The following is a 20,710-nucleotide window of genomic DNA, read 5'->3' on the forward strand; positions in this document are numbered from 1 at the left end:
TCGATCGTCCTTATTTCGCCCAAATGCCTTTCTCTTTTTCTTTCATGATCAGGTTCACCTGGTAAGTCAAAAAGATATTGATGATCACTACCAGAATGATATTGGCCAGAACAGTGCCATATAACCCCACCCGCGCAATCAGATAGATTGATAATGGAATATTCAGTAATGCGGTGCTAATAACAAGAATTAATTGTATTCTTAATTTACCGATGCCGTTCAGCGCGCTTGAATAAATGCCCTGCCATGTGGTTGTCATCACATATACCGTCATTGCTAAAGAAAGCTGGAATGGAATATGCACGGTGTTACCGATCCATGCCCTGTAAAATAATGGCGAGCCCGCCAAAAGTACTACAGCAAGACCGCTGATATAAAGCCATTGCTGCCTTGTCTTGCCGATAGATTCCCTGATCCAGATCATGTCCTTTTTGGCATAAGCGTCGGTGAATGCACTCCAGTAAGGGGTCAATATAATTACAAAAATAACTTGTATCAGTGAAAAATACTTATATGCAAGGTTGAAAACTGTGACATCCTGTGGACCCAGGTTACGAGAAATCAGAATGTTGTCGGTTTGGAACAGCACGATAGCGCCAACCTGTATAAAGAAGAAAATACCACCGGTATTTAACAGACTCCTGGCACTCGAAAGATCGATATAACGAAACTTCGGTTTATAGCTTTTTAATGATGTATTAAAAAAATAAAAGTTGGCGATCAAAAAAACAATAACCGGCGACGCACTGACGCCAGCTACCAACAAGAACAAACTGCCTTTGGTGAAAACCGTAAGTAAATAGATGACAACCAGTGTCAATACTTGTCCGAAAAGTGCGATAAGCGATGCTTTGAAAGGCTGATGAGACGCCGTTAAAACACTGTTCACAGGTTGCAGGAAAAACTGCACACAAAACGCGCCAAGCGTGAGAATAATAATGGGCCAGATATCGTAGTTGACTGCATTTTTAATGTTCAGCATTTGATTCCAGTCAAAAAATGATCCCGTAAGAAAAAACAAGAGAAAAGTAACGGCTGCTATTAAAAAAAGAATGGCATAGGTAGTACTGATGTACCTGGCAATATTTTCGGTTTCATTAAGCGCCAATGAATGAGCCATCTTATTTCTTAGGCCATTGCTCAGACCGATATCAAATGTATTGATCCAGCTGACCATAGAACTGATGGTAAGCCATATGCCATACTGCCCCGCGTTGATATAATGGATAGTTAAAGGAATGACAACAAAACCGACGAGAACGCTTGCCCCTTTGATTAAAAAAGAATAAATAATGTTCTTTTTTAGTTTGAGCGTGCGTTCGTGGCCAACGGTCCAGAAGTTTTGTGCCTTACTTTTAAATGATGTCAACATATTTTCTTTATGAATATTGCAGATTTCCGCGTGTAAATCTGAATAGGGTTAAATTATAAATTGTAAAATCGGACAAGCTCTTCTGCATTTTTATCCATTGAGAAGTTTTTCTTAACAAATTCCCTGGCCGCAGCTTTCGTAACAGAAGTATCAATTTCACCCTGAGCTATTTTTTTCAGCAATGTCGTATAAGCTTGAATATTGCTGACGTCGATAACATAACCGTTCGTTTCATGGATCACCATATTATTCAAACCAGGTGCGTCATTGACTATAACCAAGCCGTTATAGTACATGGCTTCCAAAAGGGCTATAGAAAGGCCTTCAAATAAAGAAGGCATTAAATAGACATCTGCTGCCATCAGCAATTCCGGAATGTCCTTGCGGTTTCCTTTGAAATAAATATTTGAATGGGGGCCCAGAGCGGCAGCTTTGGACTTTTCTGTATTTTCATCCGCACCTGTACCAACATGTAAATAATATACATTTAGTCCATTATTCTGTCGCAACTGGGGAATCAGGTCTATAATGAAGTTATGATTCTTTATTGGAGAACAGCCACCTATGGAAATAAGAACAAATGTCTCCTCGGGAATATTTAACTCCCGTCGTTTAGCTGCACGCACCTGCTCCCGTTCCGATAAAAGTTTAGGATTCAGGCTTATCCAATTATTAATGATGGTAGTAGGGTTGCGGAACAGTTTGCGTTCATTGGCCTCTACTGCTGCGCCGATAGCATGACCTTTTACGCCCAGGAGTGATGCCAACCGACGATGAAAGGTGCGTTTCAACCTTACCCAGCCTTTGAATGTCCAGTTATTATGATAACTTCTCACAATGTTCTGATGTCCGGTGAGCCGCAGAGCGATAACTTTCCAAAGATACATATCTTCCGTATGGATATGTACAATGTCGAACTTCGCTTTCCTGAAATAGCGGTAAAACCTGAGCATGGAAGCAATTTTTCCATTTGATCCTACCGAATCAATGGCATATCCTTTTTCAAGCATCTGCAATTCAAATTTACCTTTGCGTAGTTCGCATGCCAAAAGGGTGACGTTGATGTGGTTCTTTCTGAATATGTCTGATGCTTGGTAAAGCATGATTTCTGCACCCGAAAATTCTATGCTGTGCAGGATATGAACTGCCTTTTGTGATTTCATCAAAAAAAATGATTAATTATTATAGGTTAAAGTAGCTAATTAGCCTTGGCCCATCGGCTGTACATAGCATTAAATAGGTGTTTTGATCGTTTGTCTTTTACTCTTTATAAATGGTTTTTCGACGAATATCCAGGATAAGAGCGCAAGGACATAAGTTAAGGCTACTAACTCAAATACATTCGTGTAGGAATACAGCTTTTCCTGCACGATAACGGTAAGTAATAAACCGTGATAAATATAAATGCCGTAAGAAATGTCATTATTACGAAGTAGTTTTTGAGCTATGCCCGGCGCAGTGTAAGCCAGCGAGATCACGCAAAAGCTTAAAATGATATGCTTGATGGTCGCAAAAAATAAGTGATCGGTGCCATCCGGAAAGCATAAGCTATAAGCAACGTAACCGATTACCCAAAAATGAGCTTTGTTATAAATAAAGCGGGTTTTGAAAATTTGAAGGCGTTGAAAAATGACTCCGATTAAAAAAAGATAAAAGTACGGTATAAATGTGTAACCGGCAGCTTTACGAAACAGAGGACTGGGAAACTTAACAATATAGAACAAAATATGTAAGAACAGGAATAATAGAAATATACCAAAAAAGCCATAATCTATTCTTTTTTGTGGAATCAAGGTATAAATCAATGGCAGAAGCAGATAAAACTGAAGCTCTATAGGAATAGACCACAGACTGCCGTTGTAAGAGCCAAAACCGTAATTGGATAAAAAACCGGGAGTATAGATCATACCAGCAAGCTGGGATGGGAACCAGAATATCGCATTTTTATTGAAAAAGCTGACCCCTGTTAAGGAAATTACCAGGATGGTAATGAAAATACAAGCCCATAATCCCGGGAAAATGCGTAACGCACGATTATACAGATAGCCACGAAAACTCGCATTCCTTTCGTAGGATGCGGAAATCAGGTACCCGCTGATGACGAAAAAAACAGGAACACCAGGAAAAAGATATAAGATCTTATGCCCTAATCCTGAAATGGAAAGATCCGAGTGCTGAAAATAATGATCTACGATCACTTGGGTTGCTGCTAATAGTCGCAACAAGTCGAAGTTGTTGACCTTAAATTTTCTGGTGTCTTGCATAGAAAGTAATCATAATCGATGGTCACACTCTTTGCAATTACTGTGCAAAATATCCGTAATAAGATTTTTAAGTGCAAATTCAAGGCTTCCCTGCGCATTACAAGCACTTAATTAAGAATTAAATAACCAGCATTTAAGGTAGATGGATGTTTTCGAAAAACTGAGGCCTTTTTGATGTTGACATTTGTACCCAAAGCGGGAATAAATATCAACATCATCCCCAAATAGACCTCAGTAAGACGAAAAATGATTCGAATAACCAAAAAAGAGCGATAAATATGCTGCCAAACTCGAGTTTGTAACAACATTTTTAAATAATATTTATTGAATAGAATGCATATTTTTTTATGATAAGGTAATAATATTATATTTTTAATATAAATTATTGGTTAAATTTTAAAAAAAATTCATTTAGGGGAGTTTTAATTATTATTTTGCAAAAAATACATTATTTCGGTATTTTAAACATTTGAACAATTAAATGCGAGCGTTTATACATTACCCCCTTATGAAAAAAAACTATTTTTTACTCATGTTATTCGTAACGTTGTTTTCCTGTAAAAAGGATATGATGTTTACTACTGTCCCGTCAAAAGATTCATTTACTTCGATGACAACCAACACCACCACTGTTGCGGTTTCACAGGACACAATTCCACCGGCAACGGCTGTCAACGTTAAAACCTTTGGTGCCGTTGGCGACGGTGTGCACGACGACACCAAAGCTATCCAAAATGCTATCAACGGTAAAAATGTTCTGGTACTTACAAAAGGGACCTATATTATCAATAAAACTTTGGCTATGCGGAGTGGTGTCAGCATTTATGGGACAAATGGCGCTGCGATCAAAGCGGGACCCGCCATGAGTGGTACCTTACTAGTGTCAGGACGCTATTTTTCTCTGAACTCTGTATCAGGGAGCGCTGTTGTGAATTTGAAATTCCTGCCCTCAACAAAAAGCTTTACTCCTGGCGCATGGGCAAACAGTGTCTTTTATATATCCAACAGCCCTAAAAACTCCTTTAAATATAATACGATCAATTTTACACAGGCATATAAAAACGCTGGTATCGAAGGCTTTTGGGTGTCTGGTACCGGTAGCACTAATAATTTCATCGGCTATAATAAGTTATACACCGTAGGTATGGAATATGCAGAGTCAGGTGCCAGCAATAATATCATTATTGGCAATACCATTCAGAATTCCCATTCCAACGGTTTAAGCGCACATGGGAACACCGCGGTTTATTGTAAAGGAAACCAGGTTATCAATAATACCATAATCAATGCAGGCCATATGGGCATCGAAGATTGGGGCAATATGGATGGAACGATCTTAAAAGGAAATGTCGTATCTGGTACAGGTAAAAGTCCAACCCAGAATTCAGATGGCATGGGTATATCTCTGGTGGGCGTCAATACAGTTGCGGTTCTGAATACCATCAGTGATGCCAAGCTTATGTACATGGAGATTGGCGGTAATCATAATCTCCGTATAGATAGTAACCTGATCAATGATGCGGCAAGCCTGATTCCCGGTATTGTCGTGAATTTCAGAAGTGCTACTCCGGCAAATGCCAAAACCGCATCTTCCAAAATCGGATACAATACGATTAATAATTGCTGGGAAGGTATTTCCGTTGAAGGTGACTTTACCCCGGCTGCGACCATTATCGGTAACCGGGTGAACAATTCCAAATATATAGCGATCAATGTCAACAGCAATTCCTCATTTAATGTAAACGTAAGTAATAATAGTATTACTTATTCAAAGCCGAATGTACAGGCAAGAAATGCGATTGTGTTTTACACCAGCAAATTATCGGCCACGCAGATTGCAACAGAAAACAATAATACCATTACATATACTACCGGTGCGAACGGCGGTTCCATGCGGGAGATTGCTTTACTGGTAGCGCTCAATAACATGAATTTAACGGGTAATAAGGTGGTTGGAAACAATATCAAAGCGGGTGGTGTTAAAATCAGCGCAATCTCCGCTAATGGAAATAAGTTTTCAGGAATGACGCTCCTTAATAATAGTTTTAGTGGTGCTTTGGTTGAATTGGCAGGTATTACTTTTAAAACGAATACGAACAACGTTACGCTATAGTTCAATCAGCATCTCTGGATTTTATAACAAAGCGGTATACGATTCAAAATGCCGGCGATCACATCGCCGGCATTTTGCGCTACTACCACTAGCGACGGGGACTTTACGCTGCACGCTGCATCCATAAACATACAAACACGAGTTACGTTAACTCCGTAACGCTGGCCAGCACCATGCTAATTACGATTTAGCCCGGGAAGCCCATCGGAATTTCGGCGGGCTTTAATATTCTTTAGTTCATTGGGCCCATTGATTAATGACAAGTTGGGTAATTACCGTTGGGCTAAATATTCCCCAATTCTCATGTTGTCCAATTAATTCCTCAATTGAGTGGGAGGAATCCTGCCATCTCCGCTACTTTTTGTCTGTTTTTTTGAAATAAATGCAAATTTAAGTTATGGTTCAATTATTGCAAACCGACTGCGAATACGGAAATTGTTAACCGTGACAGCTGAAAGCTTTAACCGATACAATAGGCAAAGGCTCCTCCGGTACGATTAACTTTTTCGAATAAATTGATATTACACTGAAATCATGAAATCAAGCGTTACGAAATTACTTCTATTTATCACCATCTTATTTTGCTTTTCCTGCGGTTCTTACAAAAATGTGCCTTATTTCCAAGATTTAGATCATGCGAAAAATACAGAGGAGGCCATCAACAATTTTGCAGTTCTAAAAATCCAAACTAATGACCTGATCGGTATCCATGTAACGAGCCTGAATCCGGAAGCCGCTATGGTATTTAATTCTGGTCAGGGAAGCGGCAATGATGCTTCGATTAATAATAATCAGGTTTATGGTTACCGTGTCAACGGTAATGGCGAAATTAAATTACCGCTGGTGGGGAATATGAAAGTAGCCGGTATGACTACCGAGCAAGTGGCCCAGCAGCTGAACAGTGATTTAACAACCTACCTGAAAAAACCGATTGTAAGCGTCCGCTTATTGAATTTTAAAATTTCGGTTATTGGCGATGTATTGAAGCCCGACGCTTATACCGTTCAAAATGAACATATCAATATTTACGAAGCATTAAGCCTTGCCGGTGATCTTAATATTACAGCCAAACGTAAAACCGTGTTTCTAATAAGGGAACAGAACGGTAAACGGGAATATTTCCCTATTGATTTAACAAAAAAGGAAGTATTTAATCAACCTTACTACTATTTGCAAAATAACGACATCCTGTATGTGGAACCTGATAAGTCAAAATACTCCAGCGTAGACAGAGGATATAGAAATACGTCCTTATTGTTATCTGGCCTTTCCGCCATTGCCATTGTCGTATCTGCATTACTAATCCAAAATCGTTAAAAGTTATGCCTATTAATAAAACACAACAGGCTCTCACCAGTCGTCAGGCAAGAGGTGATGACGATAGTATTGATTTTAAACATATTTTTCGCCAGTATTTTGGCCATTGGCCACTGTATCTGATTTGTTTAACAATTGCTCTGGCAGCAGCCTTTGCTTTTTTTAAAATTAAAAAGCCTGTATTTGATGTCAAAGCAACAATGTTAATGCAGGATGATAGCAAGGAAAAACCTAACGAAGATAAATCAGCACTACAGGAGCTTGATCTGGTCAACCCGCCTAAAATTGTGGAAAACGAGATAGAGGTCTTTAAGTCCCGTAGTCTGATCAAATCTGTTGTTGATCATCTTCAGTTATGGGTTAATTACCAGTCGGTAGATGGGCTGATAAAAAATGACCTGTATGGCATGAGTCCAATCACTTTTAATTTGTACAAGAGTGAGGGAACTATTCCAAGCCAAGTACTGATCGTCAAAATCCTTAACTCGGACGCTTACTGTATTACCGATGAAAATAAAAAAGTGACCAACCACCGTTTCCGCGATACGATTGCAGATAGAATGGGTTCCTGGAATATATCGCCTACGGCACATCTGACTCAATACATTGGTAAGACGGTAAATGTTATTCTCGGTGATCGGGAGGCTACGATTCTGAGCTACCAAAATGGAGTGGAGGTTTCTATGCCTGATAAATTAGCCTCTGTGATTGAACTTTCTACCACCGATCTAAATGCTAAACGTGGAGAAGACTTTCTGAACAATCTTATTTTCTATTATAAACAGGCTGAACTGATAGAAAAAAATAACCTAACCAAAAGTACCATCGATTTTATAGACAAACGTCTCGATTCTTTGGTGGGCGAACTTAATTCTGCGGAAGGCAAGGTGGAGGGTTACCGGAGCAGTAAAGGACTGACCGACCTGAACGCGCAGTCACAGGTATATTTGCAGAGTGTACAATCAAACGAAGCGAAATCCAATGAGGTAAGCATACAGCTTAGTATTCTTAACGGATTGGAACGCTATGTAAATTCAAACACAGACATCGGAACGCCATCCGTTATCGGCATTTCAGACCCAACACTGGTTGGTTTGATACAAAAGCTTTCTGACCTGCAATTGGAAAAAACTAAATTGCTGGCGACGCTTCCGGAACAAAACCCCGCTTTTGACCCATTAAATAAGCAAATTACTTCCACTAAGCAACATGTAAAGGAAAGCTTGCAGAATATAAAATCTTCGTTACTAGCTACGAAACGGGAGCTGCAGTCGTTTAAAACGACCTCGCAATCTTCCATTTCCAATATTCCGGGCCAGGAACGTCAGCTTGTTGGGTTAAAACGTCAGCAATCTATTAAGGAAAACCTGTACACGTACTTGTTACAAAAGCGTGAACAAATCTCGCTGAGCTACGCTTCGTCGTTGTCAAGCGCGCGTTTACTGGATGTGGCTTATTCGCTTCCTCAAAAGAAATCCAAACGCTACATTCCATTTGCCGCGGCTTTACTTTTAGGACTAATTATCCCTACAGGTTTTGTTTATGTTAAGGGGCTTGCAAAAGATACGGTCAATAAAAGAAAAGAGATCGAAGTGGCTACCTCTCTACCGATACTTGCAGAAATAAGTTTTACAAAGCTGAATCATGTGATTGTAACTGAAAAAGAAAATCAACAAATCAGCTTTGCACTTATCGAACAATTCAGACATCTGCGTACCCAATTGAATATCCTGCGTAGTAGTGAAAAGAGCGGACAAATAGTCCTGATCTCTTCAAGTATTACTAAAGAAGGTAAGAGCTTTGTTAGCAGTAACTTAGCTGTATCCTTGGCTCGTTCAGGAAAAAAAACCATTTTGCTGGAAATGGATATCTATAAGCCTAAGATCAGCAGCGCATTTGGTTTGGGAAAAGGAGTCGGCTTGACGGACTATCTGATGGGATCGATCAAACGTGATCAGTTGATACAGGAAATTCCTGCCCATCCGAATTTACGTCTGATCAGCAGCGGTACCTATGTTGATTCTTTTGCCGAGTTATTAGACCAAAGCAGATTTAGCCACTTGATTGACGAACTCAAGATGGAATACGATTATATATTTTTAGATACGCCGCCATTGCATTCGATCAATGATGCGAATATCCTGGCGCAATATTCAGACACAACTTTATTTGTTGTACGTCATGGCTACACGCCTAAATCCATGCTCGCTTTTATTAGAAAACTCGATGTCAATCATAATTTGCCCAATATGCAAATCATTTTTAACGGGTTAAAAGATGGCAGAGACGGCACTGGTTACAAATATGAAAGCTATTATTCCCATAAGGATATGGCGTAGTAAAGCTAGCTGTAATTTTGAAGCCAATAGCAGGGCAGGGTCAATGATTCTTTGGTGAGTAAGTAAGATGCATATGAGTTAACGGCCTTAGATGCAAACAACAGGTGATCAGGATGAAATCCAGCCGATTATTGTAATTAATTTATGTATTATTTTCTCGCATTTTTGTTCATGTTAATCTCAGCTAAGGGGAGCTTTTTTTCCTTCTTTGAGATTAACTATTTATTAATGGACATTTTATTTATCTGGGTAGGGATAAGCTACGATCGGTTCAAACGGTCAGATATTCGCTTATTCGTTAAGTTTTGCTTGCTCTATGTCGGATTTATAGGTTTAAGATTTCTCTGTCTGAATAATGTATCGATAGCATTTTTTATGAGCGATCTTGTCTTTTTGTTTAAATACATCCTGCTGTCATTTTTATACTGTGCTGTACTTAAAGAAGAAGCCTTAAACTACCTGGTCAAAATTACGATTATTGGGGCAGGTATATCTATCTTCTTTTATTTCATTCAACTCATTAACGGAGACATCGTGTTCTTTATTGGGAGTCTTATACACCTCCCGCCCAGGACTTCGAATCCCGACTATACCAATTTTCTGATCTTTACATTTGACAGAAACCACAGCGTCCGAAATTCAGGCTTCGCCTGGGAACCGGGGGCTTTTGGGTGCCTCTTGAACATGGCACTGCTGATGTATTTTTTTTCCAAAAAATTCGTCTTTGACAAGAACGTGTTGCTCCTGATACTTGCAATTATAACTACCTTATCGACGACGTCTTATATAGCGCTGATGGTCAATCTGCTGATTTACTATCGGGGTAATGGCGGTAAATTCAGCAAGGTATTCCTATTTGCAGCTCCAGTAATCGCGGTAGCAGCCGTCAAGGTCCCATTCCTTTTTGGTAAAATTATTGAACTTTATAAACAGGATCTGCATGACGTAGAACATATGGAAACCCTGGGGACGTTTTATTTGAAACACGGTGGGCAGTTGCCATTAAATCGATTCGGAAGCGTCATCTATATTTATCGTTTGTTTGGAGAGAAATTAGTATGGGGGATATCCAATATGTATCAGGATGCGGTCACGCAACTGGCCAATGTGAATATATCTAATGGGATCATCGATTTCATTGCGAAATTCGGTCTTATCGGTTTGTTCTACTTAATATACCGCTATGCGATGCTTTTCAAGAAGTTTGTATCCGGCAACGAGCTGGTGGTTTATGCTGTCCTTGTTGTGCTCATTCTGAGTTTTGGAGAGCCTATATTGATATGGCAAAACGTGCTCGCGTTTTTCTTTCTTTATCACTACAGTAGACCTGCCGATGAGCTTGACGTTGAAGATACCAGTGTTGTTGAACAACAGCTTTGCTGAAATGAAATATTATCAACTTATATTAAAAAATAGAAAGTGCCTGAAAAAAAAATAAAAATCGCGACTTTATGCTGCTGCTATAACCGCATTGCCAAAACAACGGTTTTTCTTGAAAGTCTGCTTAATCAATCAATGCCTGAAAATTGTGCTATTGATTATTTTCTGCTGGACGATGCCTCGCCCGATAGGACAGGAGCACGTGTCAAAGCCATGTTTCCCCAAATTAATGTGGTGCAGGGTTCTGGCTCCCTATTTTGGGCCGGAGGGATGAGAACGCTATGGGAGCATGTTCTGCGACAAGAGGACTATGATTTTTACTTACTGCTTAATGATGATGTAGTTCTGTCCACAGATGCATTGCGAAGGTTGCTCGCGGCATACAATCAGGCTGATGGGAGTGGTCATATTTTGTTGGGTACTGTACTTGATCCAACCAAGGGAACGATAACCTATGGCGGACGTAAAATCAAGAACTTTACCACCGGTTCTACGTTTGTTCAGCAACCGGATGCTGAGCAGTTAAAAACATGTGAGATCGGTAACGCCAATATTATGCTTGTGGATCGCGCTACAGTAAAAAAAATAGGCATCTTAACCGATGTTTACACGCATGGCTTTGCTGATTTTGACTATACTTATACCGCAGTTAAAAATGGCTTGAAGGTTTGGGTAGCACCTGGATACTACGGGCATTGCGAGAACGATCATGGCGTCACCTGGTTATCGGGTAAGGTTTCACTGAAAAAGCGTATTGAACACTTGTATAGTCCCAAAGGATTGGCGTTCAAAGAATATCGCATTTATATTCAGCGGAATTTTTCGTTCATGTTGCCTGCGGCTTATTTCAAGTTATGGCTGAAAACATTATTTCCCGCCGTTTACGATACGTTTAAAAAAGAACACGCCTGATTGGTCGGCATTTCTTAAATCGATATGAATACTTAGGTTTTCCTTCCCGGAAAACCTTTTTTGCTTTCCAAACTGGCCATCCAGGCCTCGCACCGAAAGAAACCAAAAGAAAAAGAGAAATTAATTGTTAATGCAGAATAGTCTACCTAACAGCAATTACCCTAAAAAGTGCAGAAAATGGTGTTTAGGGAGTTTTATCCGGTCATTATTGCCGGTATCCCGCCAATAATGTGCTATTCGGTGTTTTAATAGTCTAAGGCACCAATCATGAGGGCTTTAAAATATTTAAACATTTGCTTTTGACAATTTGATGTGTGCTTAAACATTGTTTTAGCTTTGTGGTGATCATTTTATAGAGTTTCAGCAAAATGCAGCGATTAGTTTTTCCCGCAAATGCAGTAGTGAGGAGCAACAAATCTGTAATCGTATAGTGGCGGTAAACATCCGGACCTTAGCTATCCATACCACAATTTTAGGTGATTAGCTATTGCTTATTTCCCCAGATTTAAATCTTTTATGCTTAGCATAGTCGTATTTTCTGTTGCCTTCAGATACCCAAGTAACACAGGTGCCTGTAGCTATAAAAATGGAACAGGAAATAAGTTTAAAAAGATAATAGCCTACTTTTTGGCACTCTAAGCTCTGTGGTAAATAATCCACAAGATAGGAACAAATGACCCCGTTCGGCAGAAATTGAAATTTATATTCCCGTCAATAATTCTGTTTGTAACATGAATTTTACTATTTTTTTGGAGCAAGTCCTCTTTTAATCATATTCCAATTGATGAAATAACGGACATCTTACGTTATGCGGCAGGAAAAGAAGCCGGTCCGCAAAATTTCGGTGCGTGAATTGAGTTTTACCGCGAATTATACATATAAATTAATTCATGGTGAAAAGCTGGATTAAACGGAATTGGTACCGGTATCGATATAAAGGAGCACATCTGCAATTGGGTAAGGGCGTCCTACTTGACATGAACTGTCAGTTTGAAGGTTGGAATGTAATCGGCAAAAACTGTGAGATATCAACCTCTATTATAGGAAAAGCCACCTATATTAGTGCAAATGCCATCATAAGATATACACACATCGGACGTTTTTGCTCCATAGGCAGTAATCTTCAAACTGGCTTAGGGAATCATCCCACTCGCGACTTTGTATCCACACACCCAGCCTTTTTCTCATTGTTTAAGCAGGCAGGGTTTAGTTTTGTGACGGAAAGTCTATTTAAAGAGAATAAATTTGTCAATGAAGATGAGCGGTGCATTGTGCGCATCGGTAATGATGTCTGGATTGGGAATAACGTCACGATTTTAGACGGATTAACGATAGGAGACGGGGCAGTAATCGGCACAGGCGCCGTGGTAACCCAAAACGTTGAACCATATGCCATCGTAACCGGTTTGCCTGCAAAAGTCAGGAAGTATCGGTTCGCACCCGCAGAGATTGAGCGGTTACTCACTATAAAATGGTGGAGCTGGGATATGGAGAAAATTCAAACCAATAGTCACCTGTTTAAAGACGTCACTTCCTTTATCAAAAGAATATAGCGGTTATTGTCAATAACGTAAAAAAATATTTTTATAAAACGGAGTGGATTTGCACCCCATAGAGGTGATTAGTCCTTCCGTTCCGGGGTAGGAAAGGTATGGTTCTTTTTCAGCGCGTCTAACTGCGTTTCCAGCGCCTTAATCATAAAATCATCACTTACATTAGATATGTAATTAACCATATTATCCCCGTCCGGCTGGAAAACTATTAATGCGAAACCGCAGTTGGGTATTTCCCCTTTCAGATTGTCGGCCAGGTCCCTCATTTTTTCAGCGTCTATTTTATTCATCATTAATTCAGTATCCATAATAAGGGTTCGATTCCAATTCCTATTCCATGATTTGCCCAAAACAATCACTGTTCATGCAAGCTTTCGCGTTTTACGTGAAATAAACCATAAAGTTACCACCGCACAAATATTATTATTTTTTGGCTTACTTTTTGCCAAGTGCCTAAACGTTATAAAAACGTTTTCCTTGCCTGTAAGTATTGAAAATTAGCGATACGATTACAGGGAAAGAATAACAAACCATCTGATAAATATAAAAGATTTTAGTAACAATCTTATTGTTTATATCAAATTTATTATATGGGTTAGTGCCATCAGCTTGGAGGTCTATTCGATTATAAATCAACCAGCGGTAAGTTACAAAGCAATGAAAATTAATATTGTTCGATTTTTAAAAAATATCTCAAATCCAAGTTAAGCTTAAATATCTCAGCCTCTATGTCACAATCTTATCTACTCAACAAAGAAATATTAGTCAATATCGAACAATATAGAGATAAATTCGAAACACTCCCATTGTTAAAGTTACCAACCGGAGCATCTGTCACGGGAACTGCTCAAAAAGGTATTGGAGAACAAGAATTAGTAGTAGGCGAGGATGTGTTTAAAACGCTTACTTTTTTAGCTGAGGAGCAAGATTGCGGCATAGACCTCATATTACTCGCAGCTTATAAAATCTTGCTGCAACGATATTCGGCTCAGGAAGACCTTTTTATCACCCAAATCGGATTACGTAATCAGCATGAAGGCGATTATGCCTTAAAATGTGGTTTTCATGCGATCAGGAGCTTTATCAGTGGAGAGACAACCTGCCTTGAGGTTATTCAGCAGTTGAAGGCTACGCGGTTAGATACACAATACGCTAATAATTTGAGATTTGATGACCTGCAGCTTATTTTGTCAAACTTCAACATTGATAAAGATGTATTCCGGGCTTTATTTGGTTTCGATCAAACCGGCGATGTGACGTCGCGCAGCGAGCTAAAAGCACTTATTGATATTTATTTTGAAAGTTTTTATCTAGGGCTATTTTTTAATGAATCAATCACCGGGATTTCCGGATCATTGTGCTACAACACCGCTTATTTTGATCCTGCCTTTATCTCTAAATTCATCGGGCATCTTAGTCAGCTACTGGAGTTAATGGCCGCCAACCCAAATCAAGAAATCGGGGAATACCAATTGCTCTCCGCAGAGGAATGGGAAAGAATTATTGTGGAATTCAATAATACTGCAACCCCATACCCGAAAGAAAAGCTACTATTTTCGCTCTTTGAAGAGCGCGCCGACACGCATCCAGATGCCATCGCATTAATTCAGGGCAAGCGTACCCTGACTTATCAACAACTGAATCAACAAGCCAATCGTCTGGCCCACTCACTTATTGAGAAGGGGGTGCTTCCAGGTGATAATGTAGGCATACTGGCAGAAAGGGATTTCAGTATGATCGTTGGAATGCTGGGAATCCTGAAAGCCGGTGGGGCCTATGTTCCGGTTGACCCGGATTATCCGATTGAGCGGCAGGAATATATCTTTAATCAATCGGTGCTAAAACTAATTATTGCTGACAACAACTATCCGCTCAAGTCGATGATTGATGCCAGCAAATTTATAATAATTGATTTCAATGCCGTCGATAATGGCAAGATGACTAACCCGAACGTAAAGGTCAGCAGCCAGCAACTCGCTTATACGATTTACACTTCCGGTTCAACTGGTAAACCAAAAGGTGTGATGATCGAACACCATTCTGCTGTTAATCTGATCCTTTGGGTTAACAAAACCTTTCATGTAGACGCTACGGACAGGCTGTTGTTCATTACTTCCATGTGTTTCGACCTTTCTGTTTATGATATATTCGGAATATTATCAGCCGGTGGCCAGATTGTTATCGCCCGCCAGGATCAGATACGTGACGTAAAACAGCTTCAGCGCATGTTAGTGGATTATCAGATTACATTTTGGGATTCAGTTCCTACAACGCTGGATTATTTAATTTTGAATCTGGATACCGAAGAGCAGGGGTATCGTTATTCCGGCCTGAAGACCGTATTTCTAAGTGGTGACTGGATCCCACTGAGTTTGCCGGAGCGGATTAAAAAATATATGACAGCGGCCAATGTTATCAGCCTTGGCGGTGCAACAGAAGGTACTGTATGGTCAAACTTTTTTCCCGTGACTGCAACGTCGGATCAATGGAACAGTATTCCCTATGGTAAACCGATAGCCAACAATTTATTTTATATTTTGAATAAACAATTGCAGCCGGTTCCCTTTGGTGTGGTTGGAGATTTATACATTGGTGGTGTTGGCGTGGCCCGTGGGTATGCTAATGATCCGGATAAAACTGCAGCAGCGTTTGTGCCTGATCCATTTAATAAAACTTTGGGGGGTATGATGTACCGCACTGGTGATCTGGGTAAAATGATGCCTGACCTGAATATGGAATTTATTGGCCGAGTAGATAATCAGGTAAAGATACAAGGATTTAGAATTGAGTTGGGGGAAATTGAAAACGTATTGAAAGGTTGTCATCTTATATGTAATGCGGTGGTCCTGGCCAAGGATGATCAGCAGGGAAAAAAAAGACTGATTGCCTACGTGATGCCTGAAGGCGGCAAATTCAATAAGGAGGCCGTTATGGATTATTTGCGGGTCAAGCTTCCAGGATATATGATACCTTCGGTTTGGGTGGAAATGGAAATTTTGCCATTAACTTCCAACGGAAAGATTGACCGAAAATCCCTGCCTGATGTTCATCCACAAGATGTAGTCACCGCAGAGGCCAGACCGGCTACCGAAACAGAATTAATTTTACAATCCATTTGGCAGGAATGCATGGGGATAGCCAGGATAGCTTTAAATGCCAATTTTTTTGAGTTGGGCGGCCATTCGCTTAAAGCCGTTCAGATATTGTCTAAGTTTGAGAAACGTACTGGTAAAGGGTTTCAGATCTCTGTGCTTTTTAAACATCCAGATATAGAATCTCTGGCCAGATTTATTGATGACGATGATCAGGATATTGTATTTACGTCCCTTATCCCCATTAAACCTTCCGGATCCAAAGCTCCTCTGTATATTATTCATGGAGAAGGCCTTAACGTGCTTAATTTCAGCGAGCTGGCGAATTGTATAGACAAGGATCAACCCATTTATGGTTTGCAGGCCAAGGGACTGAATGGCATCGATGAGCCGTTCGATTCTATCCCGGACATTGCTGCACATTATCTGGAGGAAATTTTGCGACATAATCCTGATGGCCCTTATATTTTAGCTGGTTATTCATTTGGTGGTTATGTAGCGGTGGAAATGAACCGTCAGCTTTCCGTCTTGGGCAAAAAGGTAAGCATGCTGATCATGTTTGACACGAATGCCGAAAAAACAGAATATAAAGACTGGTACAAACTATTTCCGAAAAAAGTTAAAAGAAATATTCCTAAGCTGCTGACTTTTATCAGAAATTCAGTTACTCAACCGGTAAATACCTTTAAAAACCAATCGCAACAAGCCGCGAAAAAACGCTTGGCTAAAGAATCAGAAAAGTTTTACCAGCAAATTGGTATTATCAAAGAAAAGCATCTTGCGGCATTCCGTAAATACCAACTTAAACCATTCGATAATAAGGTTTATTTATTTCGGGCAGATATCTGCGTTCATTACGTCAATGACGAGCAATATCTGGGATGGAAAAAATATGCCCGGAATGGTGTTGAGGTTCTCCAGGTCCCCGGTGATCACCTTTCCATGCTCGAAAATCCTAATGTGAGCATACTGGCAGATATTTTGGAAAGAACATTGACACAATATAGTCAGACCAACCCGGATCTGCATTAATTAAACTAAACAATTAAAATTTCAATGACTATTGTATCCCTGACTAAAGAAAATTTAGCCGACTGTATAAAAGTTTTTTTAAAAGCTTATAACGGGGCGCCTTGGAATTATCTATGGACCGCAGAAAAGGCTTCTCTGTACCTTACCGAGTATATTACTTCCTCTAATTTTATAGGATTTATTTTATATGATGATAATGTCGCTGTTGGCGCCATGCTTGGACACTTCAAGACCTGGTGGACGAACGACCAGCTCATGATTGATGAATTTTTTATTGCGTCAGAAAAGCAGCGTAAAGGATACGGGAAACGTCTGATGCAATTTTGCAGCGACAAGGCCAAGGAACGAGGTGCGGAGTTAATTGTGCTGATGACAAATAAGTATATGCCGGCGTATCAGTTTTATAATAAAATAAACTATACCACCACTGAGCAATACGTATTTATGTTTAAACAACTTTAAATGATTTGCTGGCCATCAACCATAATATTACCCCAATAAATTTTATATGAAACCTAAGAGCTTTATTCAAAATATAGATCTTTTCAACTGTAAATTCATTCTCAGAGATAAGCGATTTCTCTGGCTGGATTACGATAAAGGAATTAGTATTATCCTTGTCGCCTATGGACATTGTTTTTTTATGCTTTTGGATCATGGCATCAATATGTCAGCGTATCCATATTTTAACTATATAGGAACATTTTTGTACGGTTTCCGGATGCCGCTGTTTTTTATCGTGTCCGGAATACTAATTTCCAATAGTTTGCGTAAGCGGGGTTTGCAGGCTTATCTGCTCAACCGGGTCAATAATATTTTGTTCCCTTTGATGATGTGGGGAGGGATACAAATTTCACTTGCCCTGATATCTGCACGTTACACCAATGCAGATATTACCCCTGCAAGTTATCTGAATTTAATCATCAACCCACGGCAAACGGGTCATTTCTGGTATCTTAATGCGCTGTTTTTTATTGGTGTGATTTATTCCTTGCTTAAAACAAAATTAAAACTTACTTCCGCTATCCAGTTGCTCATTGGTCTTGTATTTTTTTCCATCGCAGGATATATTAATATTCATGACCTGCAGGCAGGACTACTCACCGATATCTGCCAGTTTTATTTATTTTTCGCGATGGGGGATACCATATCTAATATATTTCTGAATGAGCGCTTTGTGAAGCGTTATACGTCATGGAAAGTTTTTCTGCCGTTACTGGCACTTTTTATCATCATTCAATACAAGTTCACAGAACTGAACCTACATGGCGGGAAGGACGGAATCAACTTTGTCGAGCATAAACTACCTTGGTTTTATTTATTTGAGGCACTAATAGGTTGCTCGCTATCTGTTAGTCTTTCGTTTTTACTGCAGAAATATAAAGTGCTATCCTTTTTGAGGGTTATCGGTTACCATTCGCTCTATATTTATTGTATGCAGATCATTGTTATGAACATTATGAGGATCATCTTCATCAGCATATTAAAAATTGCTAATGTTCCTCTGCTGTTTGCTTTAATATGGACATCGGGAATTGTGATACCGATGTTGTTCTATAACATTGCGCTTAAACTTAATGCCTGGTGGTTGTTTACACTCCACAAACCACAGGATCATTATGATTTTGCCAAAGCAACAAGGACCAATTTAGCGATGGCTGAACGGTAATAAGCGATCTGCGAAGTTACGCCCTGCGACAGGCTGCCGTAATGCGGATGATGACTATGACTTAGTGCTGTTTACATAAAGGGTAAAATACGGCACTAACATTAGAACAAACAAAACAGGCAACCGGCTCTGATTGGGCTGGTTATGGCCAATGCAATGTGGTATTAACGAATTTGCAAGATCATTAATCATTATAAATAATTAGAAATGAGTGAATATTACAAGACTATCAACAGAATGATCAATGTTTTGATGGATTATTTCGTGCTGAATATATCATGGATGGTGGTCTACAACCTGTCTCATCACGCATTTTATCCCTGGATGCCGGATAAGTCACCATTGAACCTGATTTTAATCTTGAACCTATTGTGGCTTTTGGCATCCAACGTGGTTGGGCTTTATCGGCATTCCCAGCGTGGCCCCCTGCTCGTTAAACCGATCAAAACTCTCATACTGTATATTTTTTTGACATGTTATGTCCTGATCGTTATCAATAATGAGGAGATCTACCACATTGATAAGGAGTCGTTGTTTTATGCCACAACATTGTTTGGTTGTCTCCTTTGGCTGGGCAAGTACTGCCTTTACAAGACGGCAGGTAGTTCATTAATGATTTACGGGGAAACAAGGAAAGCCATTATGTTAACGGAGGGCAAAAACGGGATGGATTTTTACAATCGTTTTGAAAAAGAAATGATCGGTTATGAATTGCTCGGCTTGTTTGATGATACCAAGCCGGCTGCTGAAGGATTTGTGTATTTAGGTAAGATCGATGCCTGCATGACTTACGTCATAGAACATAAAGTTGACGAGATATTCTGTGCCCTGGATCCCACTAAAAGAAGTACATTGGAAAGCCTGATTAAGGAAGCTGGTAGGAATATGGTCAGGTTTAGGCTTGTTCCTCAGCACTTCGATTACCTTCAAATACTCCTTCCTGATTCCTTGATTAAAGGGAATGCGCTTTCGTTAAGGTATGAGCCCCTGGAGAATATTTTTAATCGCATAGCTAAAAGGATTTTTGATCTCATTTTTTCACTGTTAGTTATCGTATTGGTATTGAGTTGGCTTTTCCCGATTATATATATTTTAATCAAAATGGAATCACCGGGGCCGGTCTTCTTTGTACAACCGAGGTCAGGCAGAGATAATACTACTTTCAGCTGTTTTAAGTTCAGGAGCATGCGTGTAAATGCACATGCTGATCATTTACAGGCCACCAAGGACGATTCAAGGATCACCAGGATCGGCGCTTTTCTTCGCAAAACCAGCCTCGATGAAATGCCTCAGTTTTTCAATGTCTTGTTAGGGGATATGTCCGTTGTAGGCCCCAGACCGCATATGCTTAAACACACGGAGGAATATGCCAATCTGATTGATCATTTTATGGTACGCCATTTTATTAAGCCGGGTATCACCGGATGGGCTCAAATCAATGGTCTCAGGGGGGAGACGAAACTGCTGGACGCTATGCGTGCCAGGGTAGAGGCTGACATCTGGTATATGCAGAACTGGAGTTTCGATCTGGATCTTAAAATTATATTTTCAACATTTTTTAAAACTATTAAAGGGGATAAATATGCGTTTTAGTAACGGCTATTTTAAAAAAGCGGGACAAGACATAGTCATCACCGCAAAAAGGACCGGATTGTCAACGAGATTAA

The 20,710-nt window shown here is 39.8% G+C and carries 14 protein-coding genes; 10 read left to right on the forward strand and 4 right to left on the reverse strand.

The annotated features are described in order from the left end of the window. Positions 1 to 10: 10 nt before the first annotated feature. The 3 genes from SNE25_RS09115 to SNE25_RS09125 form a co-directional block, all read right to left on the reverse strand. The gene (locus tag SNE25_RS09115; protein WP_321564782.1) at positions 11 to 1,372 is read right to left on the reverse strand and encodes a lipopolysaccharide biosynthesis protein; all 1,362 of its coding nucleotides are present in this window, start codon (positions 1,370 to 1,372) and stop codon (positions 11 to 13) included. A 53-nt stretch (positions 1,373 to 1,425) separates the two neighbouring features. Beyond that, the gene (locus tag SNE25_RS09120) at positions 1,426 to 2,535 is read right to left on the reverse strand and encodes a glycosyltransferase family 4 protein (protein WP_321564783.1); all 1,110 of its coding nucleotides are present in this window, start codon (positions 2,533 to 2,535) and stop codon (positions 1,426 to 1,428) included. Positions 2,536 to 2,604: 69 nt separating this feature from the next. Further along, positions 2,605 to 3,636 carry an acyltransferase family protein gene (locus tag SNE25_RS09125; protein WP_321564784.1) on the reverse strand — a complete coding sequence of 344 codons (1,032 nt, stop codon included), beginning with the start codon at positions 3,634 to 3,636 and terminating at the stop codon, positions 2,605 to 2,607. Between the two features lie 508 nt (positions 3,637 to 4,144). Between SNE25_RS09125 and SNE25_RS09130 the strand changes: the two genes are divergently transcribed. The 6 genes from SNE25_RS09130 (at position 4,145) to SNE25_RS09155 (ending at position 13,250) form a co-directional block, all read left to right on the forward strand. Then, positions 4,145 to 5,749, forward strand: coding sequence for a glycosyl hydrolase family 28-related protein (locus SNE25_RS09130; RefSeq protein ID WP_321564785.1), 1,605 nt, complete (start codon positions 4,145 to 4,147; stop codon positions 5,747 to 5,749). Positions 5,750 to 6,283: 534 nt separating this feature from the next. Next, the gene (locus SNE25_RS09135) at positions 6,284 to 7,066 is read left to right on the forward strand and encodes a polysaccharide biosynthesis/export family protein (protein WP_321564786.1); all 783 of its coding nucleotides are present in this window, start codon (positions 6,284 to 6,286) and stop codon (positions 7,064 to 7,066) included. 5 nt (positions 7,067 to 7,071) lie between these two features. Continuing rightward, positions 7,072 to 9,405, forward strand: a complete 2,334-nt coding sequence (locus SNE25_RS09140) for a GumC family protein (RefSeq protein ID WP_321564787.1) — start codon at positions 7,072 to 7,074, stop codon at positions 9,403 to 9,405. A 375-nt stretch (positions 9,406 to 9,780) separates the two neighbouring features. Further along, positions 9,781 to 10,788 carry a hypothetical protein gene (locus tag SNE25_RS09145; protein WP_321564788.1) on the forward strand — a complete coding sequence of 336 codons (1,008 nt, stop codon included), beginning with the start codon at positions 9,781 to 9,783 and terminating at the stop codon, positions 10,786 to 10,788. A gap of 36 nt (positions 10,789 to 10,824) precedes the next feature. Beyond that, the gene (locus tag SNE25_RS09150; protein WP_321564789.1) at positions 10,825 to 11,697 is read left to right on the forward strand and encodes a glycosyltransferase family 2 protein; all 873 of its coding nucleotides are present in this window, start codon (positions 10,825 to 10,827) and stop codon (positions 11,695 to 11,697) included. Positions 11,698 to 12,587: 890 nt separating this feature from the next. Next, entirely contained in the window at positions 12,588 to 13,250 is a 663-nt protein-coding gene (locus SNE25_RS09155; protein ID WP_321564790.1) for a CatB-related O-acetyltransferase, read from the forward strand. Between the two features lie 68 nt (positions 13,251 to 13,318). Here SNE25_RS09155 and SNE25_RS09160 read toward each other — a convergent pair whose 3' ends face one another. Next, the gene (locus SNE25_RS09160) at positions 13,319 to 13,558 is read right to left on the reverse strand and encodes a hypothetical protein (protein WP_321564791.1); all 240 of its coding nucleotides are present in this window, start codon (positions 13,556 to 13,558) and stop codon (positions 13,319 to 13,321) included. A 420-nt stretch (positions 13,559 to 13,978) separates the two neighbouring features. Here SNE25_RS09160 and SNE25_RS09165 point away from each other — a divergent pair, with 420 nt between their 5' ends. The 4 genes from SNE25_RS09165 (at position 13,979) to SNE25_RS09180 (ending at position 20,636) form a co-directional block, all read left to right on the forward strand. Then, complete coding sequence (locus SNE25_RS09165; protein ID WP_321564792.1) at positions 13,979 to 17,374, forward strand: non-ribosomal peptide synthetase; 3,396 nt, start codon at positions 13,979 to 13,981, stop codon at positions 17,372 to 17,374. Between the two features lie 24 nt (positions 17,375 to 17,398). Then, positions 17,399 to 17,836, forward strand: a complete 438-nt coding sequence (locus tag SNE25_RS09170) for a GNAT family N-acetyltransferase (protein WP_321564793.1) — start codon at positions 17,399 to 17,401, stop codon at positions 17,834 to 17,836. 46 nt (positions 17,837 to 17,882) lie between these two features. Further along, positions 17,883 to 19,043, forward strand: coding sequence for an acyltransferase (locus tag SNE25_RS09175; protein ID WP_321564794.1), 1,161 nt, complete (start codon positions 17,883 to 17,885; stop codon positions 19,041 to 19,043). Positions 19,044 to 19,250: 207 nt separating this feature from the next. Continuing rightward, positions 19,251 to 20,636 carry an undecaprenyl-phosphate glucose phosphotransferase gene (locus SNE25_RS09180; RefSeq protein WP_321564795.1) on the forward strand — a complete coding sequence of 462 codons (1,386 nt, stop codon included), beginning with the start codon at positions 19,251 to 19,253 and terminating at the stop codon, positions 20,634 to 20,636. Positions 20,637 to 20,710 lie beyond the last annotated feature (74 nt).

The organism is Mucilaginibacter sabulilitoris, assembly GCF_034262375.1.
Lineage (GTDB): Bacteria > Bacteroidota > Bacteroidia > Sphingobacteriales > Sphingobacteriaceae > Mucilaginibacter > Mucilaginibacter sabulilitoris.